A 23,405-nucleotide genomic window follows, 5' to 3' on the forward strand; every position below is an offset into this window, starting at 1 on the left:
AAGTTGTCCGCTCGCTCAGTTACGCACCGGCTTGCCGGTCTGCAACATGCCCATGATCCGTTCCTGCGTCTTCTGCGTGCCGAGCAGCTCGACGAACGCGCGGCGCTCGAGCGCGAGCAGCCACTGCTCGTCGACCAGGCTGCCGGCTTCGACGTCGCCGCCGCACACGGCTTCCGCGATGCGGCTCGCGATCAGGAAGTCGTGGTCGCTGATGAAGCGGCCGTCACGCATGTTGACGAGCGATGCCTTGATCGTCGCGATCGCGGAGCGGCCCGCCACCGGCACGTCCTTCGCGCGCAGCGGCGCGCGATAGCCGGTGTCGGCGAGCGCACGCGCTTCCTTCTTCGCGGTATCGAGCAGCTCGAACACGTTGAAGACGATCGTGTCGGACGGCTTCAGGTAGCCCATCGCGCGCGCATCGTGCGCCGACGACGATACCTTCGCCATCGCCGCGTTCTCGAACGACTTCGTGACGAACTTCAGGATGTCGGTCGTCGCGTTCGCGGCCGTCGCCGCATCCGCCGCGCGCAGCGCCGCTTCCTTCAGGCCGCCGCCCGCCGGCACGAGGCCGACGCCCACTTCGACCAGACCGATGTAGCTCTCGACGTGCACGACGCGCTTCGCGCTGTGCAGCATCAGCTCGCACCCGCCGCCGAGCGCGATGCCCGACACGGCCGCAACGACCGGCACGTTCGCGTACTTCACGCGCAGCATGCCTTCCTGGAACTTCTTCACGAACGGCTCGATGCCCTTCGCACCGCCCATCATGAACGCGGGCATCGCCTCCTCGAGGTTCGCGCCGGCCGAGAACGGGCCGCCCGGCGTGCCGAGCTTCAGCGACGTCGGTTGCCAGATCACCACGCCCTTGTAATCCTTCTCCGCGAGCTCGATCGCCTGCACGAGGCCGTCGATCACGCTCGGCCCGATCGTGTTCATCTTCGACTTGAACGACACGATCACGACGTCGTCTTCACCCGCACGATCGTCGACCCACGCACGCACCGCGTCGGTTTCGAACAGCGTCTTGCCGTACGTCTTCGGATCGGCGCCCGCTTCGCCGAAGAGCGGCGCGCGGAACACCTGCTTGCGATAGACGGCGAGATCGGAACGCGGCACGAAGCGCTTCGACGCCGGCGCCCACGAGCCTTCGGCCGTGTGCACGCCGCCCTTCTCGGCGACCGGGCCTTCGAGGACCCACGACGGCAGCGGCACGTTCGCGAGGGCCTTGCCGGCCGCGATGTCTTCCTGCACCCACTCGGCGACCTGCTTCCAGCCGGCGGCCTGCCAGCCTTCGAACGGGCCTTCGTTCCAGCCGAAGCCCCAGCGGATCGCGAGGTCGACGTCGCGCGCGTTGTCGGCGATCGACTCGAGGTGCACGCCGATGTAGTGGAACACGTCGCGGAAGATCGACCACAGGAATTGCGCGTGCGGATGGTCCGTTTCACGCAGCAACTTCAGGCGCTCCGCCGGCGGGCGCTTCAGGATGCGGCCGACGGTTTCGTCCGCCTTCGCGCCCGAATCGACGTAGGTGCCCGTCTTCGCGTCGAGCACCTTGATCGCCTTGCCTTCCTTCTTGTAGAAGCCGCCGCCCGTCTTCTGGCCGAGCGCGCCCTGCTTCACCAGTTCGGCGAGCACGGCGGGCGTCTGGTAGACCGGGAAGAACGGATCGTCGGCGAGGTTGTCCTGCATCGTCTTGATCACGTGCGCCATCGTGTCGAGGCCGACCACGTCCGCGGTGCGGAACGTCGCCGACTTCGCGCGGCCGAGGCGGCTGCCCGTCAGGTCGTCGACTTCGTCGAAGCGCAGGCCGAACTTCGCGGCCTCGGTGATCACGGCCAGGATCGAGAAGATGCCGACGCGGTTCGCGATGAAGTTCGGCGTGTCCTTCGCGCGCACGACGCCCTTGCCGACGACGCTCGTCAGGAAGGTCTCGAGCTGGTCGAGGATTTCCGGACGCGTATGCGCGGTCGGGATCAGCTCGACCAGGTGCATGTAGCGCGGCGGGTTGAAGAAGTGCACGCCGCAGAAGCGCGCCTTCAGCTCGTCCGAGAAACCTTCGGACAGCTTCGTGATCGACAGGCCCGACGTGTTGGTCGCGAAGATCGCATTCGGCGCGATGTGCGGCGCGACCTTCTTGTACAGGTCGTGCTTCCAGTCCATCCGCTCGGCGATCGCCTCGATCACGACGTCGCACTCGGCGAGCTTCGCGATGTCGTCCTCGTAGTTCGCGGCTTCGAGGTATTTCGCGTCGTCCTTCACGCCGAACGGCGCGGGCGACAGCTTCTTCAGGTTCTCGATCGCCTTCAGCGCGATCGCGTTTTTCGGGCCTTCCTTGGCCGGCAGGTCGAACAGCAGCACCGGCACGCGCGCGTTGACGAGGTGCGCGGCGATCTGCGCGCCCATCACGCCGGCGCCCAGCACGGCGACCTTGCGAATCAGGAAATTGCTCACGGGATGTCTCCGGATAATGTCGTGCAGCACGGGTTGTGAGGGCTGCACGGCGAAGTGAGTACCAGGAACCGTTGCGTTCGGGCGGCGCGCGGCGCGCGCCGCCCGGACTCGCGTCAGAACAGCGATTCGTCGACTTCCATCAGCGTCTTCGAGCCGGCGCGCGCGGCGCGGATCGTCGCCGCCGTCTCGGGCAGCAGGCGCGCGAAATAGAAGCGGGCCGTCGCGAGCTTCGACTTGTAGAACGGATCGCCCGACGCTTCCTTGTCGAGCGCGATGCGCGCCATGCGCGCCCAGAAGTACGAGAACACCAGATGGCCGACGGTGCGCAGGTACGGCACGGCCGCGGCGCCGACTTCGTCCGGGTTCTGCATCGCCTTCATGCCGATTTCCATCGTCAGCTTCTGCACCTTGTCGCCGATGTCGGCGAGCGGATTGATGAACTCGGCCATCTCCGGCTTCACGCCTTCGGCTTCCGCGAATTCGGTGACGAGCTTGCCGAACTTCTTCAGCTTCGCGCCCATGTCGCCCAGCACCTTGCGGCCCAGCAGGTCGAGCGACTGGATCGAGTTCGTGCCTTCGTAGATCATGTTGATCCGCGCGTCGCGCACGTACTGCTCCATGCCCCACTCGGAGATGAAGCCGTGGCCGCCGTAGATCTGCATCGCATGGTTGGTCGACTCGAACGCGTTGTCGGTCAGGAATGCCTTGATGATCGGCGTGAGCAGCGCGACGAGGTCGGCCGCTTCCTTGCGCACCGCTTCGTCGGCGTGCGACAGCTCCTTGTCGATCTGCAGCGCGGACCAGTACGTGAACGCGCGCGCGCCTTCCGCGTAGGCCTTTTGCGTGAGCAGCATGCGGCGCACGTCCGGATGCACGATGATCGGGTCGGCCGGCTTGTCCGGTGCCTTCGGGCCCGTCAGCGAACGCATCTGCAGGCGCTCCTTCGCGTACGTCAGCGAGTTCTGGTACGCGACTTCCGTCAGGCCCAGGCCCTGCATGCCGACACCCAGACGCGCGGCGTTCATCATCACGAACATCGCGTTCAAGCCCTTGTTCGGCTCGCCGACCATCCAGCCCGTCGCGTTGTCGAGGTTCATCACGCACGTCGAGTTGCCGTGGATGCCCATCTTGTGTTCGATCGAGCCGCACTTGATGCCGTTGCGCTCGCCCGGCTCGCCCGATGCGTCCGGAATGAATTTCGGCACGATGAACAGCGAGATCCCCTTCGTGCCTTGCGGTGCGTCCGGCAGGCGCGCGAGCACGAGGTGGATGATGTTCTTCGACATGTCGTGCTCGCCGCTCGAGATGAAGATCTTCGTGCCGCTGATCGAGTACGAGCCGTCGCCGTTCGGTTCGGCCTTGGTGCGCAGGATGCCGAGGTCGGTGCCGCAGTGCGGCTCGGTCAGGCACATCGTGCCCGTCCATTCGCCCGACACGAGCTTCGGCAGGTAGCGCTGCTGCAGTTCCGGCGCGCCGTGCGCGTGCAGGCATTCGTATGCGCCGTGCGACAGGCCCGGATACATCGTCCATGCCTGGTTCGCCGAGTTCAGCATTTCGTAGAGCGCGTTGTTCACGAACGCGGGCAGGCCCTGGCCGCCGTAGTCCGGATCGCAGCCGAGCGCCGGCCAGCCGGCCTCGACGTATTGCTGATACGCTTCCTTGAACCCGGTCGGCGTCTTCACGACGCCGTCGCCTTCATACGTGCAACCTTCGCGGTCGCCGACCTGGTTCAGCGGGAACAGTACCTCGGAGCAGAACTTGCCCGCTTCCTCGAGGACCTGGTTGATCGTGTCGGCGTCGAGGTCCGCATGCCGCGGCATTTGCTTGACCTCGGCTTCGACGTTCAGAAGCTCGTGCAACACGAATTGCATGTCGCGCAGCGGCGCGGCGTACTGTCCCATGACTCTCTCCAAAGGTGGGCAAACGGCTCGAGCTCCTGGCGGGCGGATCACGCGCCGCTAACGGCTCTCGCTCTGATACGAAACGATCGTCTTTTCCAGCGCGGCCCACGTGAGGCGCACGGCATCCGGCGAATGCAGAAATCGTGCGTCGTGATGCAGGCCGAGCGTGAAGCTGTACAACTCGAAGAGCATCAGGTCCGGATCCGTATCCGCACGCAGATGGCCTTCTTCCTTCGCCTGCGAAATGGCACGCAGCATCGCGGCACGCCAGGCCGTCACGCTCGCGATCAGCTGCTCGCGCACGGGGCTGTCAGGCCGGTCGTCGTACTCGACGGCACCGCTGATGTAGATGCATCCCGTCGTCACCTCCTGGATGCGCTTCTCCGTCCAGCGGGCCAGCATCGCCCGAAGGCGCGGCAAGCCTCGCGGCTCGCGCAGGCTCGGAAAGAACACCTCGTTCTCGAAACGATGGTGATACTCGCGCACGACCTCGACCTGCAGGTCCTCGCGCGATCCGAAGTGCGCGAACACGCCACTCTTGCTCATCTGCATGCGCTCGGCCAGCAGGCCGATCGTCAGCCCCTCCAGCCCGTCACGGCTGGCGAGGTCCAAAGCAGCTTCGAGTATCGCGGCACGCGTCTGTTCGCCTTTTCGCATAGCTATTTCTGTAACCGTTCGGGGGTTCGAATAAAATCGAACGGCCGTACTATTATTGAGTGCGGCCGCTCGCGAAACAAGGAAATTATTAGAAACCGGTGTCTAACCGAGCCGCTATTTTGCGCGATTCCGGCGGGACCTGAGCGGCTTTTCCGCACGAACGTGCGGACGGATTTTTGAAGCGAATGCTTAGTCGGAGTCAGTCGTAACCGCCGACCGTCAGCGCCTTCATCACGATGCGGTACGTGTTGTACGCGAGCCAGTTCAGCATGCGCTCGATGCGCGGCCGCGCGGCATACCGGGCGGCGTCGATTTCGCGGCCTTCGGAGAACGCGGCCGCGATCGCATCGCGCAGTTCGTTGGTGATTGCATCGTAGCGCACCAGCACGACGTTCGCCTCATTGTTCAGCATCAGGCTCAGCGCGTCCAGGTTCGACGAGCCGACGGTCGCCCAGTTGTCGTCGATCACCGCCACCTTGCCGTGCAGGATCGTCTTGTCGTATTCCGCCACGCGCACGCCCGCGCGCAGCAGCGCGTGATACAGGAACGGCACCGCCGTATCGAGCGCCGTGAACTCGTTGCGGCCGATCAGGACCCGCACGTCGACGCCGCGGCGTGCGGCGCCCGTCAGCGCGCGGCGCAGCTTGCGGCCCGGCATGAAATACGGATTCGCGAGCAGGATTCGCTGGCGCGCTTGGCCGATCGCGGCGAGATACGCCTTCTCGATCGCGCGGCGGTTCACGACATTGTCGCGCGCGACGAACGCGACGCTCGGCTCCGTCACGACCCGCAGCGCACCGGCCTTGATCCACCGGTGGCTGCGCATCCAGCGCCGGAACATGTCCGGGAACGCTTCGCCGCCGTGCAGCCCGGCCGCGTACTGGGCATATGGCTTGTGGCCGAACTGGATGCGATGCCACTGCAGTTCGAACGCGGCACGCACGTCCGACACCACCGGCCCGGCCATCTCGACCGCGAAATCCCAGCGCGGAAACGGCAGCGTCGCGCTGCCCTGCGCGTAGTCGTCGACGATGTTGATGCCGCCGCAGAACGCGACCGCGTGATCGATCACCGCGAGCTTGCGGTGCGTGCGCGAGAAGCCGAAACGGCCGAACAGGTAGCGGTTGTAGATGCAGTGCTCGACGCCTGCACCGGCCCACGTATCGAACAGCGGCAGGCGCGCGGTGCCGACGCCGTCGGTGATCACGCGCACGCGCACGCCACGCTGCGCCGCGCGGATCAGCGCATCCGACACCGGGCGGCCGGCCGCGTCGTCGCAGAAGATGTAGGTTTCGAGCATCACCTGCTCGCGCGCCGCATCGATCCGTTCGATCAGCGCGTGGAAGAATTCGGCGCCGGTCTCGCAGAGCCGCACCGTGTTGCCGGCGGTGAACGCGAGCCGCGACGCGGAGCCGCGCTCCTGCAGGAACATCTGCCGCAACTGCGCGAAGCGCTTGCGGGTTTCCGCATTCATGCGGACGAGCCGTGCGGCGCCCGCGCGAGCGACACGCGCACGGGCAATTGCAGGATCGCTTCGGCGTTCGACGGCGAGAAGCACCGCGCGGCCGCTTCGCGGTACGGCAGCCACGCATGGTCGACGTGTTCGCGCGGCGACAGCGTCACGTCGACGCGGCGCGGCACGCACAGACCGAACCAGTGCTCGACGTTGCGCGTGACGCCCGGTGCATAGCGATGCAGGTATTGCGGATAGATGCTGTATTCGATCCGGTGGTGCCAGTCGACCAGCGCGCTGGCCGGCACGTCGTGCGTACCGACCGAGATGCCGGTTTCCTCGGCGACTTCGCGCGCGGCCGTGAGCGCGAGCGGCTCGTCGAGCGCGTCCTTCGATCCGGTCACCGATTGCCAGAAATCGGGCTGGTCGGCACGCTTGATCACCAGCACGTCGAGTTCGGGCGTGTAGATCACGACGAGAACGGATTCGGGGATTTTCGGCGGCTTCGTCATCTTTGTTTCATGCGGCACAGGGCCGGGCGCCGGGCCTGTGCCGGAACGTACGGCAAGTGCTGCGACTGTACCGCAAAAAACGAAAAAGGCGCACTACGGCGCCTTTTTCGCTGGATGTCGTGCACGCGTCACCGCGCACACGACCTGTGACACGCGTTACGCCTTCGGCTGTTCCGGCTGGCGCAGACGAATGTGCAGCTCGCGCAGCTGACGCTCGTCGACCGGGCTCGGTGCCTGCGTGAGAAGATCCTGCGCACGCTGCGTCTTCGGGAACGCGATCACGTCGCGGATCGAGTCGGCACCGGCCATCATCGTGACGATGCGGTCGAGGCCGAATGCGATACCGCCGTGCGGCGGCGCGCCGTACTGCAGCGCGTCCAGCAGGAAGCCGAACTTGAGCTGCGCCTCTTCCGCACCGATCTTCAGCGCGCGGAACACCTTGCTCTGCACTTCCTCACGGTGGATACGCACCGAACCGCCGCCGATTTCCCAGCCGTTCAGGACCATGTCGTACGCCTTCGCGAGGCAGCGGCCCGGATCCGTCTCGAGGTACTCGAGGTGCTCGTCCTTCGGGCTGGTGAACGGGTGGTGCGCGGCAACGTAGCGCGCGTCTTCGTCGTCGTATTCGAACATCGGGAAGTCGACGACCCACAGCGGCTTCCAGCCAGCCTGCACGAGACCGTTCGCCTTGCCGAATTCGGAATGGCCGATCTTCAGGCGCAGTGCGCCCAGGCTGTCGTTGACGACCTTCGCGCGGTCGGCCGCGAAGAAGATGATGTCGCCGTCTTCAGCACCGGTGCGCTCGAGGATCGCCGCGATCGACGCGTCGTGCAGGTTCTTGACGATCGGGCTTTGCAGGCCGTCGCGACCCTTCGCCTTCTCGTTGACCTTGATCCATGCGAGGCCCTTCGCGCCGTAGATGCGCACGAATTCCGTGTAACCGTCGATGTCGCCGCGCGACAGCTCGCCGCCCTTCGGCACGCGCAGCGCCGCGACACGGCCGTCCTTCGCGTTGGCCGGCGTGCTGAACACCTTGAAGTCGACGTCCTTCATCGCGTCGGTCAGCTCGGTGAATTCGAGCTGCACGCGCAGGTCCGGCTTGTCCGAACCGAAACGCGCCATCGCTTCCGAGTACGGCATCACCGGGAATTTCGCGTCGAGTTCGACGTCGATCGTCTTCTTGAAGATGTGACGGATCATGTCTTCGAACAGATCGCGGATTTCCTGCTCGCCGAGGAACGACGTCTCGCAGTCGATCTGCGTGAATTCCGGCTGACGGTCGGCGCGGAGGTCTTCGTCGCGGAAGCACTTGGTGATCTGGTAGTAACGGTCGAAGTTCGCGACCATCAGCAGCTGCTTGAACAGCTGCGGCGACTGCGGCAGCGCGAAGAACTGGCCCGCGTTCACGCGCGACGGCACGAGGTAGTCGCGCGCGCCTTCCGGCGTGCTCTTCGTCAGCATCGGCGTTTCGATGTCGATGAAGCCCTGCTCGTCGAGGTACTTGCGTGCCTCGATCGCGACGCGGTAGCGCAGGCGCAGGTTGTGCTGCATCTGCGGACGGCGCAGGTCGAGCACGCGGTGCGTGAGGCGCGTCGTTTCCGACAGGTTGTCGTCGTCGAGCTGGAACGGCGGCGTGATCGACGCGTTCAGCACGATCAGCTCATGGCACAGCACTTCGATCTTGCCGCTCTTCAGGCCGGCGTTGACCGTGCCTTCCGGACGGTTGCGCACGAGACCCTTGATCTGCACGCAGAACTCGTTGCGCACGCCTTCGGCGGTCGCGAACATTTCGGCACGATCCGGGTCGCACACCACCTGCACGAGGCCTTCACGATCGCGCAGGTCGATGAAGATCACACCGCCGTGATCGCGGCGGCGCTGCACCCAGCCGCACAGCGACACGGTTTGGCCCAGCAGGTGTTCGGTCACGAGACCGCAGTATTCAGTACGCATCGACATGATGTTTGCTTTCGTTCGGTTTGATCAACGGGTGCCGCAACGCGCGGCCCGGGCGATGATTCTTTACTTACAGCGGCGGCTCGACGGGACGGCGGGCGGGCGCCGGAATCGGCGCGGGAGGCGCCACGACGCCCATCGAGACGATGTACTTGAGCGCGGCATCGACCGACATGTCGAGTTCGATGACTTCGCTCTTCGGCAGCATCAGGAAGAAGCCCGACGTCGGGTTCGGCGTCGTGGGCACGTACACGCTCACGTACTCTTCCGTCAGATGGTTGACCACGTCGCCGCCGGGCGCGCCCGTCAGGAACGCGATCGTATACGAGCCGCGCCGCGGGTATTCGATCAGCAGCGCCTTGCGGAACGCGTTGCCGCTGCTCGACAGCAGCGTGTCGGATACCTGCTTGACGCTCGTGTAGATCGGCCCGACGACCGGGATGTGACGCACGACCGCGTTCCACCACGTGACGAGCTTCTGGCCGATGAAATTCTGCGTGGCCAGCCCGACGACGAAGATGAACGCGAGCGTCAGCACCGCGCCGATCCCCGGCAGATGGAAGCCGAGCATCCGCTCCGGTTGCCACGATTCGGGCAACAGCAGCAGCGTCTGGTCCATCGTGCCGATGATGAGGCCGAGCACCCACAGCGTGATCGCGAGCGGAACGAGAACCAGCAGGCCGGTCAGGAACACCGTTTTCAGGGTCGTCTTTTTCATCATCTGCCGTCAATGAACCGCGCCGGAAGCGCGGGTTGGTCGCGGCCCGACCGGGCCGCGACGGTCAACTGCCGGCGGCGGGCGTCGCAGCCGGGGCGGGCGCGGCGCTCGTCGTCGTACTTTCGGAGCTCGCGGCAGCGGGTGCGGCTGCCGCCGGCGCTGCCGCCGCGTCGCCGGATGCCGTCGCCGGCGCGCTGGTGCCGCCCGAGCCGCCGCGGAAATCGGTGACATACCAGCCGGAGCCCTTCAGCTGAAAACCGGCGGCGGTCACCTGCTTGCGAAAAGTGTCCTTCCCGCATTCGGGGCACTGCGACAGCGGCGCGTCGCTCATCTTCTGGAGCACGTCCTTCGCGAAACCGCACGCTTCGCATCGATAGGCGTAGATCGGCATGATATTTTTCCCGCAGAAACTGGAAACGGCTTGCAAAACCTTGAATTATAGCCGAAACCCCGGCGCACTCCGGCAACGGCTGCGACGCCCGGCCTTCAGCGGCGGCGCCACGTAAGCCAGCGCTCGTGCCCCTCGAACACGGCCAGCGAATCGGTCACCGGCAGATCCTCGACCAGTTCGAAGTGCGGCGCGAGCAGCGCATCGAGTTCCGCCCGCTCGATGCCGAACGGCGGCCCCTTCGGTTTCGTCGTCACGAAAAAATACCCGGCCAGCAACGCTCCGGCCGGCAGCAATTCGGCCATCCGCACCGCATAGCCCGCGCGCAGGCTCGGCGGCAGCGCGCACAGAAACGCGCGCTCGTACACCCACTGCACGTCGAACGGCGGCCGGTACGCGAAGAAATCGGCCTGCTCGACGACGTCCGCATGCGCGCCGAGCTGCGCCTTCGCGGCCGCCACCGCCTGCGCCGAGAAGTCGATCGCACGCACCGGCCAGCCGGCCTGCGCGAGCCAGCCGGCTTCCCGCGCGCTGCCGCAGCCGGGAATCAGCACCGCGCACGGCTCGCGCCGCTGCGCGAACGCGCGAAACCCGTCGGGCACGCCGCCGAACTCCCAGGGCGTGACGCCGCGCGCGAAGCGCTCGTCCCAGAACGCGGCATTGCCGGGGTCGCGTGTCGCGAAATCGGCGGCGCTCGGTGCGGACGGTTGTCGGGGTTCGGACATCGCTCGGCTCCTTTCGGTCATGCGCCGGACGCGAGCGCGAGCAGCACGCGCGCGGCAAGCGCCCCGACGCCGACGGCAAGACCGAAGATCAGCAATGCCTGCAGCAGCCGGTTCGTCCGCTTCTGCTCGACGAGAATCTGACGCATCAGATCTTCGCTCGCCGCACGCGGCGCGTCGTGGCGCGCCGCCATCGCGTGGTGGATCAGGCGCGGCAGTTGCGGCAGCGTCTTGCTCCACTGCGGCGCCTCGACCTTGAAGCGCTCGTACCAGCCGCGCAGGCCGATCTGCTCGGTCATCCAGCGCTCGAGATACGGTTTCGCCGTTTTCCACAGGTCGAGCTCGGGGTCGAGCGAACGGCCGAGCCCTTCGACGTTGAGCATCGTCTTCTGCAGCAGCACGAGCTGCGGCTGGATCTCGACGTTGAAGCGGCGCGACGTCGAGAACAGGCGCATCAGCACCTGGCCGAGCGAGATATCCTTCAGCGCGCGGTCGAAATAAGGCTCGCACACCGCGCGGATCGCGCTTTCGAGCTCCTCGACGCGCGTCTCGGGCGGCACCCAGCCCGATTCCAGATGCAGCGTCGCGACGCGGTGGTAATCGCGCTTGAAGAACGCGAGGAAGTTCTGAGCGAGGTAGTTCTTGTCGAAATCCGACAACGCGCCGACGATCCCGAAATCGAGCGCGATATAGCGGCCGAACGTGTTCGGATCGAGGCTCACCTGGATGTTGCCCGGGTGCATGTCCGCATGAAAGAACCCGTCGCGGAACACCTGCGTGAAGAAGATCTCGACGCCTTCGCGCGCGAGCTTCTTGATGTCGACGCCGGCCGAGCGCAGCGTCTCGACCTGGCTGATCGGCACGCCGGTCATGCGCTCCATCACGAGCACCTGCGACGTCGAGAAATCCCAGAACATCTCGGGCACGAGCAGCAGATCGAGGCCGGCAAAGTTGCGGCGCAGCTGGCTGCCGTTCGCGGCCTCGCGCATCAGGTCCAGCTCGTCGTGCAGGTACTTGTCGAATTCGGCGACGACTTCCCGCGGCTTCAGGCGCCGGCCGTCCGCCCACATGCGCTCCGTCCACGTCGCGATGTCGCGCATCAGCGCGAGGTCCGAATCGATCACCGGCAGCATGTTGGGGCGCAGCACCTTGACCGCGACGGCCTTGCCCGCATGCTGGCCCTGCTTCAACTTCGCGAAATGCACCTGCGCGATCGACGCGCTCGCGACCGGCTCGCGCTCGAATTCGTCGAACAGTTCGTCGACCGGCGCGCCGAGCGACTTCTCGATGATCGCGATCGCGACCGCCGAATCGAACGGCGGCACCTGGTCCTGCAGTTTCGCGAGTTCGTTCGCGAAATCGACCGACAGCAGATCGCGGCGCGTCGACAGCACCTGCCCGAACTTCACGAAGATCGGGCCGAGGCTTTCGAGCGCGTGACGCAGCCGCACGGCGGGCGGATCGGAATAGCGGCGGCCGATCGTCGTGATCCGCAGCAGCAGCTTCACGCGCCGGTCGTCGATCCGCGACAGCATCACTTCGTCGAGGCCAAAGCGGATGACGGTGTAGACAATCTTGATGAAACGGAAAATGCGCATGCCCTGCGGCCCTCAGTGCGCGCCGCGCGGGCCGGAGCCCGTGCGCGCGCCGATTTTTTGTTCGAGTCGCTCGACCCGTTTCTCGACCCGCGCGAGCGCATCGCGCGCCCGCGCCAGTTCGGCGTCGAAGCCGCCGAGCACCTTGCGACGGACGACTTGCGGGTTCTCGTCGAGCCAGTACTCGGCGACGGAATCGAGCACGTTGCGGCCGGTGCGGCGCGCGCGCGCGCCGGCGTCGCGCACGACCGTCGCGATCCGGTGCGCCGCCGCGTCGCCGACCAGCTTCGCGAGATCTTCCTCGGGTTCCCAGCGCAGATGCTCGGCCAGCTTCGCGATTTGCGTCGCGAACTCCGCGTCGCCGTCGATCTTCACGTGCTTCATCACGGCCGCCTGGCCACCCTGCAGGAATGCGGCGACGGTGTCGCCCGCGAGGGCGATCGACACGTCGACGTGTTGCGCATCGTGCGCTTCCACCGCGGAAAGATAACCGTCGGGCTGCACGAGCAGCGTGAGCGTGACGGGCGGCACGTCGAGCCGGGCGGTCTTGCCCGCATAGGGAATCAGGCGATCGCGCGCCCACGATTCGCGCGCGAGCAGGTGATTGACAGCAGCAGCAAAAGGCTTGGCGGCAAAGGTCATCGGGCTGGGAAAGAAAAAACCCGCGCAGGCCGGGCGCCCACGCGGGTTTCTATTGTAACGTCGGATCGTCGGCAGACCGCGGCCAACCGCACACCCGGGCGGCAAGCGGTCGCAGCGCGGCGGCCGTCGCCCGGGCAGCCGGCAAGCCGGCCGCCGGTCACGCTCAGTGCGTGTTGATCTGCTGGATACCCGCGAGCAACCAGCCCTGGCTGCCCGACTTCGACAGGTTCCACACCTCGTCGAACGGCGCCGCCGACGCATTCGCCGATTCGCGGATCAGCCCGTGGAAACGCACGCTCGCCGACTGCTCGATGCCGCGATCCTCGATCGCGACCAGTTCCGCGTCGAGCTGCACGACATCGGTCTGGTTCGCCTCGTTGCCGCGCGAGTCGAGGTCGATCTTGATCTCGGCGAACATTTCCGGCGTCGTGAACTCGCGAATGTCGGCCAGGTTGCCTTGATCCCAGGCTGCCTGCAGCCGCACGAAGTAGACCTTCGCGCTGCGCAGGAACGCTTCGGTGTCGAAGCCGGCCGGCACCTGCAGCGGTGCAGCGGCCATCGCGCCGGCCGCGCCCGAGGCAGCCGCGCCGCCACCGAACACGCCTTGCGCTTCGTTCGCATAGCTGCTGCCGCTGCCCGCATAGCTGCTGCCGGCGCCCTGCTGGAACGACGGGCTCTGCGAATAGCCGCCCGACGACGATGCCGAACCGCCCACCGAGTACGCCGGCTCGTGCGGACGGCGGCGGTTCATGAACTTGCGGATCAGCCAGATGCCGACCATCGCGAGCAGCGCGATCACGATGACGTTCGCCATCATGCTCGCGAATGCGCCGCCGAGGCCGAAGTGCGACAGCAGCGCCGCGATGCCGAGACCGGCCGCGAGACCGGCGATCGGCCCGAGCCAGCGCGAACGGTTGGGCTGCGCGGCCGGCGCCGGTGCGGCCGGGTTCGCGCGCTGCGCCTGCGCCGGCGCGGCCTGCTGCATCGGCTGCTGCGCGGGCGGCGTGGCCTGGCGCTGCGTGACGGTGGAGTTTTGACGGCCGATGCTGCGCCCGCCGCCCATGCGCTTGGCTTCGGCGTCGAGCGATGCGAACGTGCCGGCCGTGAGCAGGCCGACCATCAGCAGCGTGCCGACCCGTCGAGCCCACGGCTTCGACGGCTTGCTACGGTTGAACAGCGAACGCGATTCGGACATCAGCTTCTCCAGATGTAAGGCGAATGTATGGAAAGAACCCCTTAGTACTTGGTTCCTAGGTGTAACGCTACCACGCCACCTGACAAATTGTAATATTTGACGGCGTCGAGGCCCGCTTGTTCCATCATCGTCTTCAGCGTGTCCTGATCGGGGTGCATCCGGATAGATTCAGCAAGATACCGATAACTTTCAGCATCTTTCGCGAACTTGTCGCCAAGCCACGGTAATACTTTGAAAGAATACAGATCGTACGCTTTTTTCAGCGGATCCCAGACTTTCGAGAATTCGAGCACCATCACGCGGCCGCCCGGCTTCGCCACGCGGCGCATCTCGGCGAGCGCGGCGTCCTTGTGCGTCATGTTGCGCAGCCCGAACGCGACCGTGACCACATCGAAGTAGTTGTCGGGAAACGGAATTTTCTCGGCGTCGCACAGCAGCGACGGCGTCACGATGCCCTTGTCGAGCAGCCGGTCGCGGCCGACGCGCAGCATCGATTCGTTGATGTCGGTGTGCCAGACCTCGCCCGTCGGGCCCGCTGCCTTCGCGAACGCCTTGGTCAGGTCGCCCGTGCCGGCCGCGATGTCGAGCACCTTGAAGCCGGGGCGCACGTTCGCCTGCGCGATCGTGAACGCCTTCCACGCGCGGTGCATGCCGGCCGACATCAGGTCGTTCATCAGATCGTAGTTGCTCGCGACCGAATGGAACACGCCCGCCACTTTCTTCGCTTTTTCGGTTTCCTCGACGCTTTCGAAGCCGAAGTGGGTTTTGCTCATCGCGTTGATCCTCAGTAAATGGCAAGACGGCGCCGAGCGGGCGCCGTCGATTTCAGTGGCAGTGGCCGTGCGGCGCGGGGGCCGCCTGCATCGGCGCGTCGCGCTCGACGCCCGCCGCCTTCAGTTTGTCGAAATAGTCGCGCCACAGCGCGTCCTGCTGCGTCGCCAGTTCGTACAGCAGATCCCACGAGTAGATGCCGGTCGAATGGCCATCGGAGAACGTCGGCTGCAGCGCGTAGTTGCCCACGCCCTCGAGCGCGGTGATCGTCACCTCGCGCTTGCCCGTCTGCAGCGTCTCCTGGCCCGGCCCGTGGCCGCGCACCTCGGCCGACGGCGAGTAGACGCGCATCAGCTCGAACGGAATCCGGTAGCTCTCGCCGTTCGGGTACTGCAATTCGAGCACGCGCGACACCGCGTGCACGACGACGCCGGACGGAATCGGCGTCGTGGAAGTCAAACCGCTCATGGCTGCCTCGAATCGGTCATCTGTTGAATTTCCTCGCGCACCGCATTGTGCAGCAGCGAAGCCTGCGCCGCGCGCGAGCGCAACAGCGCCTCGGACACGCTGCGCTGGCGCGGCGCCCACACGGGCTGCGGGAAATGGGCGTCGTTGGAGAAGCGCGGGATCACGTGCCAGTGCACGTGCGGCACCATGTTGCCGAGGCTCGCGAGATTCACCTTGTTCGGCTGCATCACGCGGCGCACGGCCCGCTCCACCGCGTACACCACGCGCATCAAATGTGCCCTTTCGGGCTCGCCGAGATCGGAGAACTCGGCCACGTGCGCGCCCCAGATCACCCGGCAGAAACCCGGGTAGTCGTGCTCGCCCGTCGCCAGCACGACGCGCAGCGCATCGTCCTGCCAGAGCACCTCGCCGCCGTCTTCACGGCAAAACACGCATTCCATCGTCGCTCCCATGTGCACGGGCGCCGGCGCTGCCGCACCGGCGCCCGCTCTCATTCCTGGCCCGGCCGGGCGGGCGTCATGCCCGCATTAGACCAGCACGCGCTCGATCCCGCCATTGTTCGCGCGTGCGACATAGTCGGCCATCCAGTTCTCGCCGAGCACCTGGCGCGCGATCTCGACCACGATGTAGTCGGCCTCGAGGTTCGCGTCCTCGTTGTAGCGCGACAGGCCCTGCAGGCACGACGGGCAGCTCGTCAGGATCTTCACGTCCGGGCCGTTCGCGGCCGGTGCCGGCGCGTCGCCGGCCACCACGGGAATCGCGCGCAGCTTCGCCGCGCCCTTGCGGATTTCCTCTTCCTTGCGGAAGCGGACCTGCGTGGACACGTCCGGACGCGTGACCGCCAGCGTGCCCGATTCGCCGCAGCAGCGGTCGTTCTTCTCGATCCTGTAGCCGTCCTTCTCCGTGCCCATCAGCTCGTTGACGAGCTTCACCGGGTCGATCGTCTTGATCGGCGTATGGCACGGGTCGTGATACATGTAGCGGGTGCCCGTGACGCCATCGAGCTTCATCCCCTTCTCGAGCAGGAACTCGTGGATGTCGATGATCCGGCAGCCCGGGAAGATCTTGTCGAATTCGTAGCCTGCGAGCTGGTCGTAGCAGGTACCGCACGACACGACCACCGTCTTGATGTCGAGGTAGTTCAGCGTGTTCGCGACCCGGTGGAACAGCACGCGGTTGTCGGTGACGATCTTCTCGGCCTTGTCGTACTGGCCCGAGCCGCGCTGCGGATAGCCGCAGCACAGGTAGCCCGGCGGCAGCACGGTCTGCACGCCCGCCTCCCACAGCATCGCCTGCGTGGCGAGCCCGACCTGCGAGAACAGCCGCTCGGAGCCGCAGCCCGGGAAGTAGAACACCGCTTCCGAATCGACGGTCGTCGACTTCGGGTTGCGGATGATCGGCACGATCTTGTTGTCCTCGATGTCGAGCAGCGCGCGCGCCGTCTTCTTCGGCAGGTTGCCCGGCATCTTCTTGTTGACGAAGTGGATCACCTGCTCGACGGCGGGCGGCTTGCCGGTGGTCGCGGGCGGGTGCTGGGTCTGCTTCGTCACGACCTTCTTCAGCATGTCGTTCGCGAAGCGCTGCACCTTGTAGCCGACGCCCATCATCACGGTGCGCGCGGCGTTGATCGTCTGCGGATTGGTCGCGTTCAGGAAGAACATGCCCGCCGCATTGCCGGCGTTGAACTTCTTCTTGCCCATCTTGCGCAACAGGTTGCGCATGTTCATCGTCACGTCGCCGAAGTCGATCTTCACCGGGCACGGCGTCGCGCACTTGTGGCACACCGTGCAGTGGTCGGCCACGTCGTTGAACTCGTCCCAGTGCTTGATCGACACGCCGCGGCGCGTCTGCTCCTCGTACAGGAACGCCTCGACCAGCAGCGAGGTCGCGAGGATCTTGTTGCGCGGGCTGTACAGCAGGTTCGCGCGCGGCACGTGCGTCGCGCACACCGGCTTGCACTTGCCGCAGCGCAGGCAGTCCTTCACCGAATCGGCGATCGCGCCGATGTCGGACTGCTGCATGATCAGCGACTCGTAGCCCATCAGCCCGAAGCTCGGCGTGTAGGCATTGCGCAGGTCGGCGCCGTCGAGCAGCTTGCCCTTGTTGAAGCGGCCGTTCGGGTCGACGCGCTGCTTGTACGCGCGGAATTCGGCGATCTCGTCGTCGGTCAGGAACTCGAGCTTCGTGATGCCGATCCCGTGTTCGCCGGAGATCACGCCGTCGAGCGAGCGTGCGAGCTTCATGATGCGCGCGACCGCCGCGTGCGCGTCCTGCAGCATCTCGTAGTTGTCGGAGTTGACCGGGATGTTGGTGTGGACGTTGCCGTCGCCCGCGTGCATGTGCAGTGCGACGAACACGCGGCCGCGCAGCACGCGCTTGTGGATCGCCTGCGCTTCGTCGAGGATCTGCTTGAACGCGCCGCCGTTGAAGATCGCGCGCAGCTCCGCGCGGATCTCCTGCTTCCACGAGATGCGGACCGTGCGGTCCTGCGTGACGTGGAACACGGTCGCGCCCGGCTGTTCGTCGGCGCGATCCGCGAACTTCTCGGCGAGCGCCTCGTAGCCGAGCTGCACGAGGTAGTGCTGCGCCTCGCGCAGCGGCTGGTCGAGCCGGTCGCGCACGAATTCCCAGCGCGCGCGCACGCGCTTGAGCAGCTCCAGCGCCTGCTGCACGCGGTCCTCGAGCAGCTCGGCGCTCGGGATTTCGTTCGCGTCGTCGGTCTTGCCGAGCGGCAGGTTGCCGGCGCGGAAGAACGCCTCGAGCGCGTCGACGAGTTGCAGCTTGTTCTTCAGCGACAGCTCGATGTTGATCCGCTCGATGCCGTCGGTGTACTCGCCCATCCGGTTCAGCGGAATGACGACGTCTTCGTTGATCTTGAACGCGTTGGTGTGCTTCGCGATCGCGGCCGTGCGGCTGCGGTCGAGCCAGAAGCGCTTGCGCGCCTCCGCGCTGATCGCGACGAAGCCTTCGCCGCTCTTGCCGTTCGCCATCCGCACCACTTCGGACGTCGCGTGCGCGACCGCATCGGCGTCGTCGCCGACGATGTCGCCGATCAGCACCATCTTCGGGAATGCGTTGCGCTTGCTCTTGGTCGCGTAGCCGACCGCGCGCAGGTAGCGCTCGTCGAGGTGCTCGAGGCCCGCGAGGATCGCGCCGCCCTGCTTCGATGTTTCGAACAGGTAGTCCTTGATCTCGACGATGCTCGGGATCGCCTCGCGCGCCTGGCCGAAGAATTCGAGACAGACGGTGCGCGTGTGCGCGGGCATCTTGTGCAGCACCCATCGCGCGGACGTGATCAGCCCGTCGCAGCCTTCCTTCTGCACGCCCGGCAGGCCGGCGAGGAACTTGTCGGTGACGTCCTTGCCGAGGCCTTCCTTGCGGAACCGGCGGCCTTCGATCTCGAGCATCTCCGTCTTCAGCAGCTTCTCGCCCGGCGCGTACGCGCCGTCGAACCACTTCAGCTCGAAACGCGCGACCGCGATGTCGTGGATCTTGCCCTGGTTGTGCTCGTGGCGCGTGACTTCGAGCCAGTTGCCGTCCGGATCGACCATCCGCCACCAGGCCAGGTTGTCGAGCGCGGTGCCCCACAGCACGGCCTTCTTGCCGCCGGCGTTCATCGCGACGTTGCCGCCGATGCACGATGCGTCGAGCGAGGTCGGATCGACCGCGAACACGTAGCCGGCCGCTTCGGCCGCCTCCGTCACGCGGCGCGTGACGACGCCCGCGCCGGAGAAGATCGTCGGCACCTTGTGCGCGACGCCCGGCAGCTCGGTGAGCTCGACCGCGCCGAGCTGTTCGAGCTTCTCGGTGTTGATCACGGCGGAGAACGGCGTGAGCGGCACCGCGCCGCCCGTGTAGCCGGTGCCGCCGCCGCGCGGGATCACTGTCAGGCCGAGCTCGAAGCACGCCTTGATCAGGCCCGCGATCTCGGCTTCGGTATCGGGGGTCAGCACGACGAACGGGTATTCGACGCGCCAGTCGGTCGCGTCGGTCACGTGCGACACGCGCGACAGCCCGTCGAAGCGGATGTTGTCCTTCTGCGTGCAGCGGCCGAGCGCCTTGGTCGCGCGGCGGCGCAGGTCGGCCATCTTGTCGAATTCGTCGGCGAACTCGTCGACCGCGCGCTGCGCGGCGGCCTCGAGCATCTCGACGCGGCCGGCACGTTCACGGCCCGCGTCGTCGCGATGCTCGGTCAGATCGGCGCGACGGCGCTTGCCGATCTCGGTGAGGCGGTGGTTCAGCGCCTCGATCAGCAGCGCGCGGCGCTTCGGGTTGTCGAGCAGGTCGTCCTGCAGGTACGGGTTGCGGCGCACGACCCAGATGTCGCCGAGCACTTCGTACAGCATCCGTGCCGAGCGGCCCGTGCGGCGTTCGGCGCGCAGCTCGTCGAGCACCGACCACGCCTCCTCGCCGAGCAGGCGAATCACGATCTCGCGGTCGGAGAAGGACGTGTAGTTGTAAGGAATCTCGCGCAGACGGGGCGCGGGGTCGGCGGCGACGGCGGCGGCCGCGCCATGCGGATCGAAAACTTGTGGTGCGTTCATGTTCGGACGACTCGGAGGGCCGATACACCGTGCACGGGCGTCGGCAAGCGCGTGGGCGCAATCTTGGGGAAATCTGTTCTGGTGCCAGGCGCGCGACTATCTCGCATCGGGCGGGAGCGGGTCTGGACTCACCGTTTCCGGCCGGCAAAGCCTGGCGGCACTCGGAGCCATCAGCACGATCGCGCGCGGCGCGCATGCCGCTCCGCCGCGGGGCTGGCTGCGCGCGGCGTCGGCTTCAACGGGGCGATCCGAGGGTGCCTCTGCATCTTCCGATCCTTGATTCAAAACGGAATTCTAACCCATGATCGGCCCGCCCGTGAGACGCCGGACAGGTCGTGGGGCTTTCGCCGCAACCCGCGCCGGGCCTGCGTCGGCGCGCTTTCGCGCCGGCATTCGCCGTCCGTCCGGTCGGTAACCATGCAGTTAAATCGGTAAAAAGGGACGCTCCGCGCGGCAAACCCGCCCGCCGCCGTGCTTGCGCGCCCGTGCACCCGGCATGCCGCTTGCGTGCGGACGGACCCTTGGCGCTATCATTGATCCTTTACCGTCTGCTTCCGCACCGCACGCGAGCGCCCATGGCCACCCACGATTACCTGAAGAAAATCCTCACCGCGCGCGTCTACGACGTCGCGCTCGAGACGGAACTCGAACCCGCCCGCAACCTGTCGGCCCGACTGCGCAACCCCGTCTACCTGAAGCGCGAGGACAACCAGCCGGTGTTCTCGTTCAAGCTGCGCGGCGCGTACAACAAGATGGCGCACATTCCGGCCGACGCGCTCGCGCGCGGGGTGATTACGGCATCGGCCGGCAATCATGCGCAGGGCGTCGCGTTCTCGGCGGCACGAATGGGCATCAAGGCCGTGATCGTCGTGCCCGTGACGACGCCGCAGGTGAAGGTCGACGCGGTACGTGCGCACGGCGGCCCGAGCGTCGAGGTGATCCAGGCAGGCGAGTCGTACAGCGATGCGTACGCGCACGCGGTCAAGGTGCAGGCGGAGCGCGACCTCACGTTCGTCCACCCGTTCGACGATCCTTACGTGATCGCCGGCCAGGGCACGATCGCGATGGAAATCCTGCGTCAGCACCAGGGGCCGATTCACGCGATCTTCGTGCCGATCGGCGGCGGCGGGCTCGCGGCCGGCGTGGCGGCCTACGTCAAGGCGGTGCGGCCGGAAATCAAGGTGTTCGGCGTGCAGGCCGAGGATTCGTGCGCGATGGCGCAGTCGCTGCAGAAGGGCGCGCGCGTCGAGCTGAGCGAGGTCGGCCTGTTCGCGGACGGCACCGCGGTGAAACTCGTCGGCGAGGAAACCTTCCGGCTCTGCAGCGAGTTCCTCGACGGCGTGCTGACGGTCGACACCGACGCGCTGTGCGCGGCGATCAAGGACGTGTTCCAGGACACGCGCAGCGTGCTCGAGCCGTCCGGCGCGCTCGCGGTCGCGGGCGCGAAACGCTACGCGGAACGCGAAGGCATCGAGAACCAGACGCTCGTCGCGGTCACGTCCGGCGCGAACATGAACTTCGACCGGATGCGCTTCGTCGCCGAACGCGCGGAAGTCGGCGAGGCGCGCGAAGCCGTGTTCGCCGTCACGATCCCCGAGGAGCGCGGCAGCTTCAAGCGGTTCTGCTCGCTCGTCGGCGATCGCAACGTGACCGAGTTCAACTACCGTATCGCCGACGAAAAGTCCGCGCACATCTTCGTCGGCGTGCAGATCAGGCGACGCGGCGAATCGGCCGAGATCGCCGCGAATTTCGAGTCGCACGGTTTCAAGACCGTCGACCTGACGCACGACGAGCTGTCGAAGGAACACATCCGCTACATGGTGGGCGGGCGCTCGCCGCTCGCGCTGGACGAACGCCTGTTCCGCTTCGAATTCCCGGAGCGGCCGGGCGCGCTGATGAAGTTCCTGTCGTCGATGGCGCCGGACTGGAACATCAGCCTGTTCCACTACCGCAACCAGGGCGCGGACTACAGCTCGATTCTCGTCGGGCTGCAGGTGCCGCAGGCCGATCGCGCCGAATTCGAACGCTTCCTCGCGGCGCTCGGCTATCCGTATGTCGAAGAGAGCGCCAATCCGGCTTACCGCCTCTTCCTGTCGTAAAGGCTTCGTGCAATGAATCCCGAACATTCCCCGCTGGGCAAGGCGACCGTCTACGCTGCGCAGTACGACGCGTCGCTGCTGTTCCCGATCCCGCGCGCCGGCTCGCGCGAACAGCTCGGCATCACGTCGGCGCTGCCGTTCTTCGGCACCGACATCTGGAACGCTTACGAGCTGTCGTGGCTCAACGCGCGCGGCAAGCCGCAGCTCGCGGTCGCGACGTTCTTCGTGCCGGCCGAATCGCCGAACATCGTCGAATCGAAGTCGTTCAAGCTGTATCTCGGCTCGTTCGCGCAATCGAAGTTCGACTCGGTCGACGCGGTGCGCGACGTGCTCAAGCGCGACGTGTCCGCCGCGTGCGGCGCGAGCGTGTCGGTGCAGCTGGTGTCGCCGCACGATTTCGGCAAGCTGCAGATGGAAGAGCTCGACGGGTTGTCGCTCGACCGGCTCGACCTCGACACCGACGTGTACGAACCCGATCCGTCGCTGCTGTCGGCCGCCGAGGACGAAGCGCCCGTCGAGGAGACGCTGGTGTCCGACCTGCTGCGCTCGAACTGCCCGGTCACCGGCCAGCCCGACTGGGGCAGCGTGCAGATTCACTACGTCGGGCCGCAGATCGATCACGCGGGGCTGCTGCGCTACATCATCTCGTTCCGCAATCACACGGGCTTTCACGAGCAGTGCGTCGAGCGCATCTTCCTCGACATCCTGCATGCGTGCAAACCGGTGAAGCTTGCCGTGTATGCGCGCTATACACGTCGCGGCGGCCTCGACATCAATCCGTTCCGCACGAACTACAACCAGCCGATGCCGGACAACGCGCGGACCGCGCGGCAGTAACACCGGCCCGCCGGAAACGAAACAGCCCCGCCGGCTCGCGCCCGCGGGGCTGTTTCACTGTGCGCAGCGGACTGCGCGGGCGCGTTACTTCGCCGGCGCCTTGTAAGCGATGCAATCGACCTCGACCTTGCAGTCGATCACCATGCTCGACTGCACGCACGCGCGTGCCGGCGGATGCTCGCCGAAGTACGACACGAACACCCTGTTGAACGACGCGAAATCGCGTGCGTCGTCGAGCCACACGCCGCAGCGCACGACGTGTTCGAGGCCGTAGCCGGCTTCCTTCAGGATCGCGATCACGTTCTCGATCGCCTGCTTCGACTGCGTGACGATCCCGCCTTCGACGACCTCGCCGTTCACCATCGGCGTCTGGCCCGACACATACAGCCAGCCGTCGGCCTCGACCGCGCGTGCAAACGGCATCACCTGGCCGCCCGTACCCTTCGCTTCGCCCACGCCATATCGCTTCATCGTTTCACTCCTTGGTTGTCGACCG

19 protein-coding genes are annotated in these 23,405 nt (G+C 66.3%); 2 read left to right on the forward strand and 17 right to left on the reverse strand.

The features are described from left to right. Positions 1–15: 15 nt before the first annotated feature. From WS51_RS23990 to WS51_RS24065, 16 genes are all read right to left on the reverse strand, one after another. Positions 16–2,451: a 3-hydroxyacyl-CoA dehydrogenase/enoyl-CoA hydratase family protein gene (locus WS51_RS23990; RefSeq protein ID WP_059545355.1), complete on the reverse strand. Its 2,436-nt coding sequence runs from the start codon at positions 2,449–2,451 to the stop codon at positions 16–18. 113 nt (positions 2,452–2,564) lie between these two features. Continuing rightward, positions 2,565–4,352, reverse strand: a complete 1,788-nt coding sequence (locus WS51_RS23995) for an acyl-CoA dehydrogenase C-terminal domain-containing protein (RefSeq protein WP_059447860.1) — start codon at positions 4,350–4,352, stop codon at positions 2,565–2,567. A gap of 57 nt (positions 4,353–4,409) precedes the next feature. Further along, positions 4,410–5,009: a TetR/AcrR family transcriptional regulator gene (locus WS51_RS24000; protein ID WP_006751498.1), complete on the reverse strand. Its 600-nt coding sequence runs from the start codon at positions 5,007–5,009 to the stop codon at positions 4,410–4,412. A 199-nt stretch (positions 5,010–5,208) separates the two neighbouring features. Continuing rightward, a complete protein-coding gene (clsB, locus tag WS51_RS24005) occupies positions 5,209–6,483 on the reverse strand; it encodes a cardiolipin synthase ClsB (protein WP_059447861.1) in 1,275 nt (424 codons plus the stop codon). Continuing rightward, a complete protein-coding gene (gene nudB / locus WS51_RS24010) occupies positions 6,480–6,974 on the reverse strand; it encodes a dihydroneopterin triphosphate diphosphatase (protein WP_059447862.1) in 495 nt (164 codons plus the stop codon). The genes clsB and nudB overlap by 4 nt, the downstream gene beginning before the upstream one ends. A gap of 156 nt (positions 6,975–7,130) precedes the next feature. Beyond that, a complete protein-coding gene (aspS, locus tag WS51_RS24015) occupies positions 7,131–8,933 on the reverse strand; it encodes an aspartate--tRNA ligase (protein ID WP_059447863.1) in 1,803 nt (600 codons plus the stop codon). A gap of 67 nt (positions 8,934–9,000) precedes the next feature. Then, positions 9,001–9,651, reverse strand: a complete 651-nt coding sequence (locus tag WS51_RS24020; protein ID WP_059447864.1) for a DUF502 domain-containing protein — start codon at positions 9,649–9,651, stop codon at positions 9,001–9,003. Positions 9,652–9,712: 61 nt separating this feature from the next. Then, complete coding sequence (locus WS51_RS24025; protein WP_059506837.1) at positions 9,713–10,039, reverse strand: FmdB family zinc ribbon protein; 327 nt, start codon at positions 10,037–10,039, stop codon at positions 9,713–9,715. Between the two features lie 95 nt (positions 10,040–10,134). Beyond that, positions 10,135–10,761 (reverse strand): class I SAM-dependent methyltransferase, encoded by a 627-nt coding sequence (locus WS51_RS24030; RefSeq protein ID WP_069229859.1) that lies wholly within the window; start codon positions 10,759–10,761, stop codon positions 10,135–10,137. 17 nt (positions 10,762–10,778) lie between these two features. Then, the gene (ubiB, locus tag WS51_RS24035) at positions 10,779–12,356 is read right to left on the reverse strand and encodes a ubiquinone biosynthesis regulatory protein kinase UbiB (protein ID WP_059447867.1); all 1,578 of its coding nucleotides are present in this window, start codon (positions 12,354–12,356) and stop codon (positions 10,779–10,781) included. Positions 12,357–12,368: 12 nt separating this feature from the next. Then, entirely contained in the window at positions 12,369–12,995 is a 627-nt protein-coding gene (locus WS51_RS24040) for a ubiquinone biosynthesis accessory factor UbiJ (protein ID WP_069229860.1), read from the reverse strand. A gap of 163 nt (positions 12,996–13,158) precedes the next feature. Further along, the gene (locus tag WS51_RS24045) at positions 13,159–14,190 is read right to left on the reverse strand and encodes a Tim44 domain-containing protein (protein ID WP_059846890.1); all 1,032 of its coding nucleotides are present in this window, start codon (positions 14,188–14,190) and stop codon (positions 13,159–13,161) included. A 41-nt stretch (positions 14,191–14,231) separates the two neighbouring features. Next, a complete protein-coding gene (gene ubiE, locus WS51_RS24050; RefSeq protein WP_044846838.1) occupies positions 14,232–14,963 on the reverse strand; it encodes a bifunctional demethylmenaquinone methyltransferase/2-methoxy-6-polyprenyl-1,4-benzoquinol methylase UbiE in 732 nt (243 codons plus the stop codon). Between the two features lie 52 nt (positions 14,964–15,015). Then, positions 15,016–15,429 carry a gamma-butyrobetaine hydroxylase family protein gene (locus WS51_RS24055; RefSeq protein WP_011886002.1) on the reverse strand — a complete coding sequence of 138 codons (414 nt, stop codon included), beginning with the start codon at positions 15,427–15,429 and terminating at the stop codon, positions 15,016–15,018. Next, the gene (locus WS51_RS24060) at positions 15,426–15,869 is read right to left on the reverse strand and encodes an HIT family protein (protein WP_059447871.1); all 444 of its coding nucleotides are present in this window, start codon (positions 15,867–15,869) and stop codon (positions 15,426–15,428) included. The genes WS51_RS24055 and WS51_RS24060 overlap by 4 nt, the downstream gene beginning before the upstream one ends. An 87-nt stretch (positions 15,870–15,956) precedes the next feature. Continuing rightward, positions 15,957–19,973, reverse strand: coding sequence for a DUF3683 domain-containing protein (locus WS51_RS24065; RefSeq protein ID WP_060023406.1), 4,017 nt, complete (start codon positions 19,971–19,973; stop codon positions 15,957–15,959). Positions 19,974–20,548: 575 nt separating this feature from the next. Here WS51_RS24065 and ilvA point away from each other — a divergent pair. Next, a complete protein-coding gene (ilvA, locus tag WS51_RS24070) occupies positions 20,549–22,072 on the forward strand; it encodes a threonine ammonia-lyase, biosynthetic (protein WP_059506843.1) in 1,524 nt (507 codons plus the stop codon). 12 nt (positions 22,073–22,084) lie between these two features. Further along, positions 22,085–22,909 (forward strand): NADPH-dependent 7-cyano-7-deazaguanine reductase QueF, encoded by an 825-nt coding sequence (gene queF / locus WS51_RS24075; protein ID WP_059447874.1) that lies wholly within the window; start codon positions 22,085–22,087, stop codon positions 22,907–22,909. Positions 22,910–22,993: 84 nt separating this feature from the next. Here queF and WS51_RS24080 read toward each other — a convergent pair whose 3' ends face one another. Continuing rightward, positions 22,994–23,380 (reverse strand): RidA family protein, encoded by a 387-nt coding sequence (locus WS51_RS24080; protein WP_009691931.1) that lies wholly within the window; start codon positions 23,378–23,380, stop codon positions 22,994–22,996. Between the last annotated feature and the right edge of the window lie 25 nt (positions 23,381–23,405).

Origin of the sequence: Burkholderia territorii (assembly GCF_001718335.1) — a bacterium.
Taxonomy (GTDB): domain Bacteria; phylum Pseudomonadota; class Gammaproteobacteria; order Burkholderiales; family Burkholderiaceae; genus Burkholderia; species Burkholderia territorii.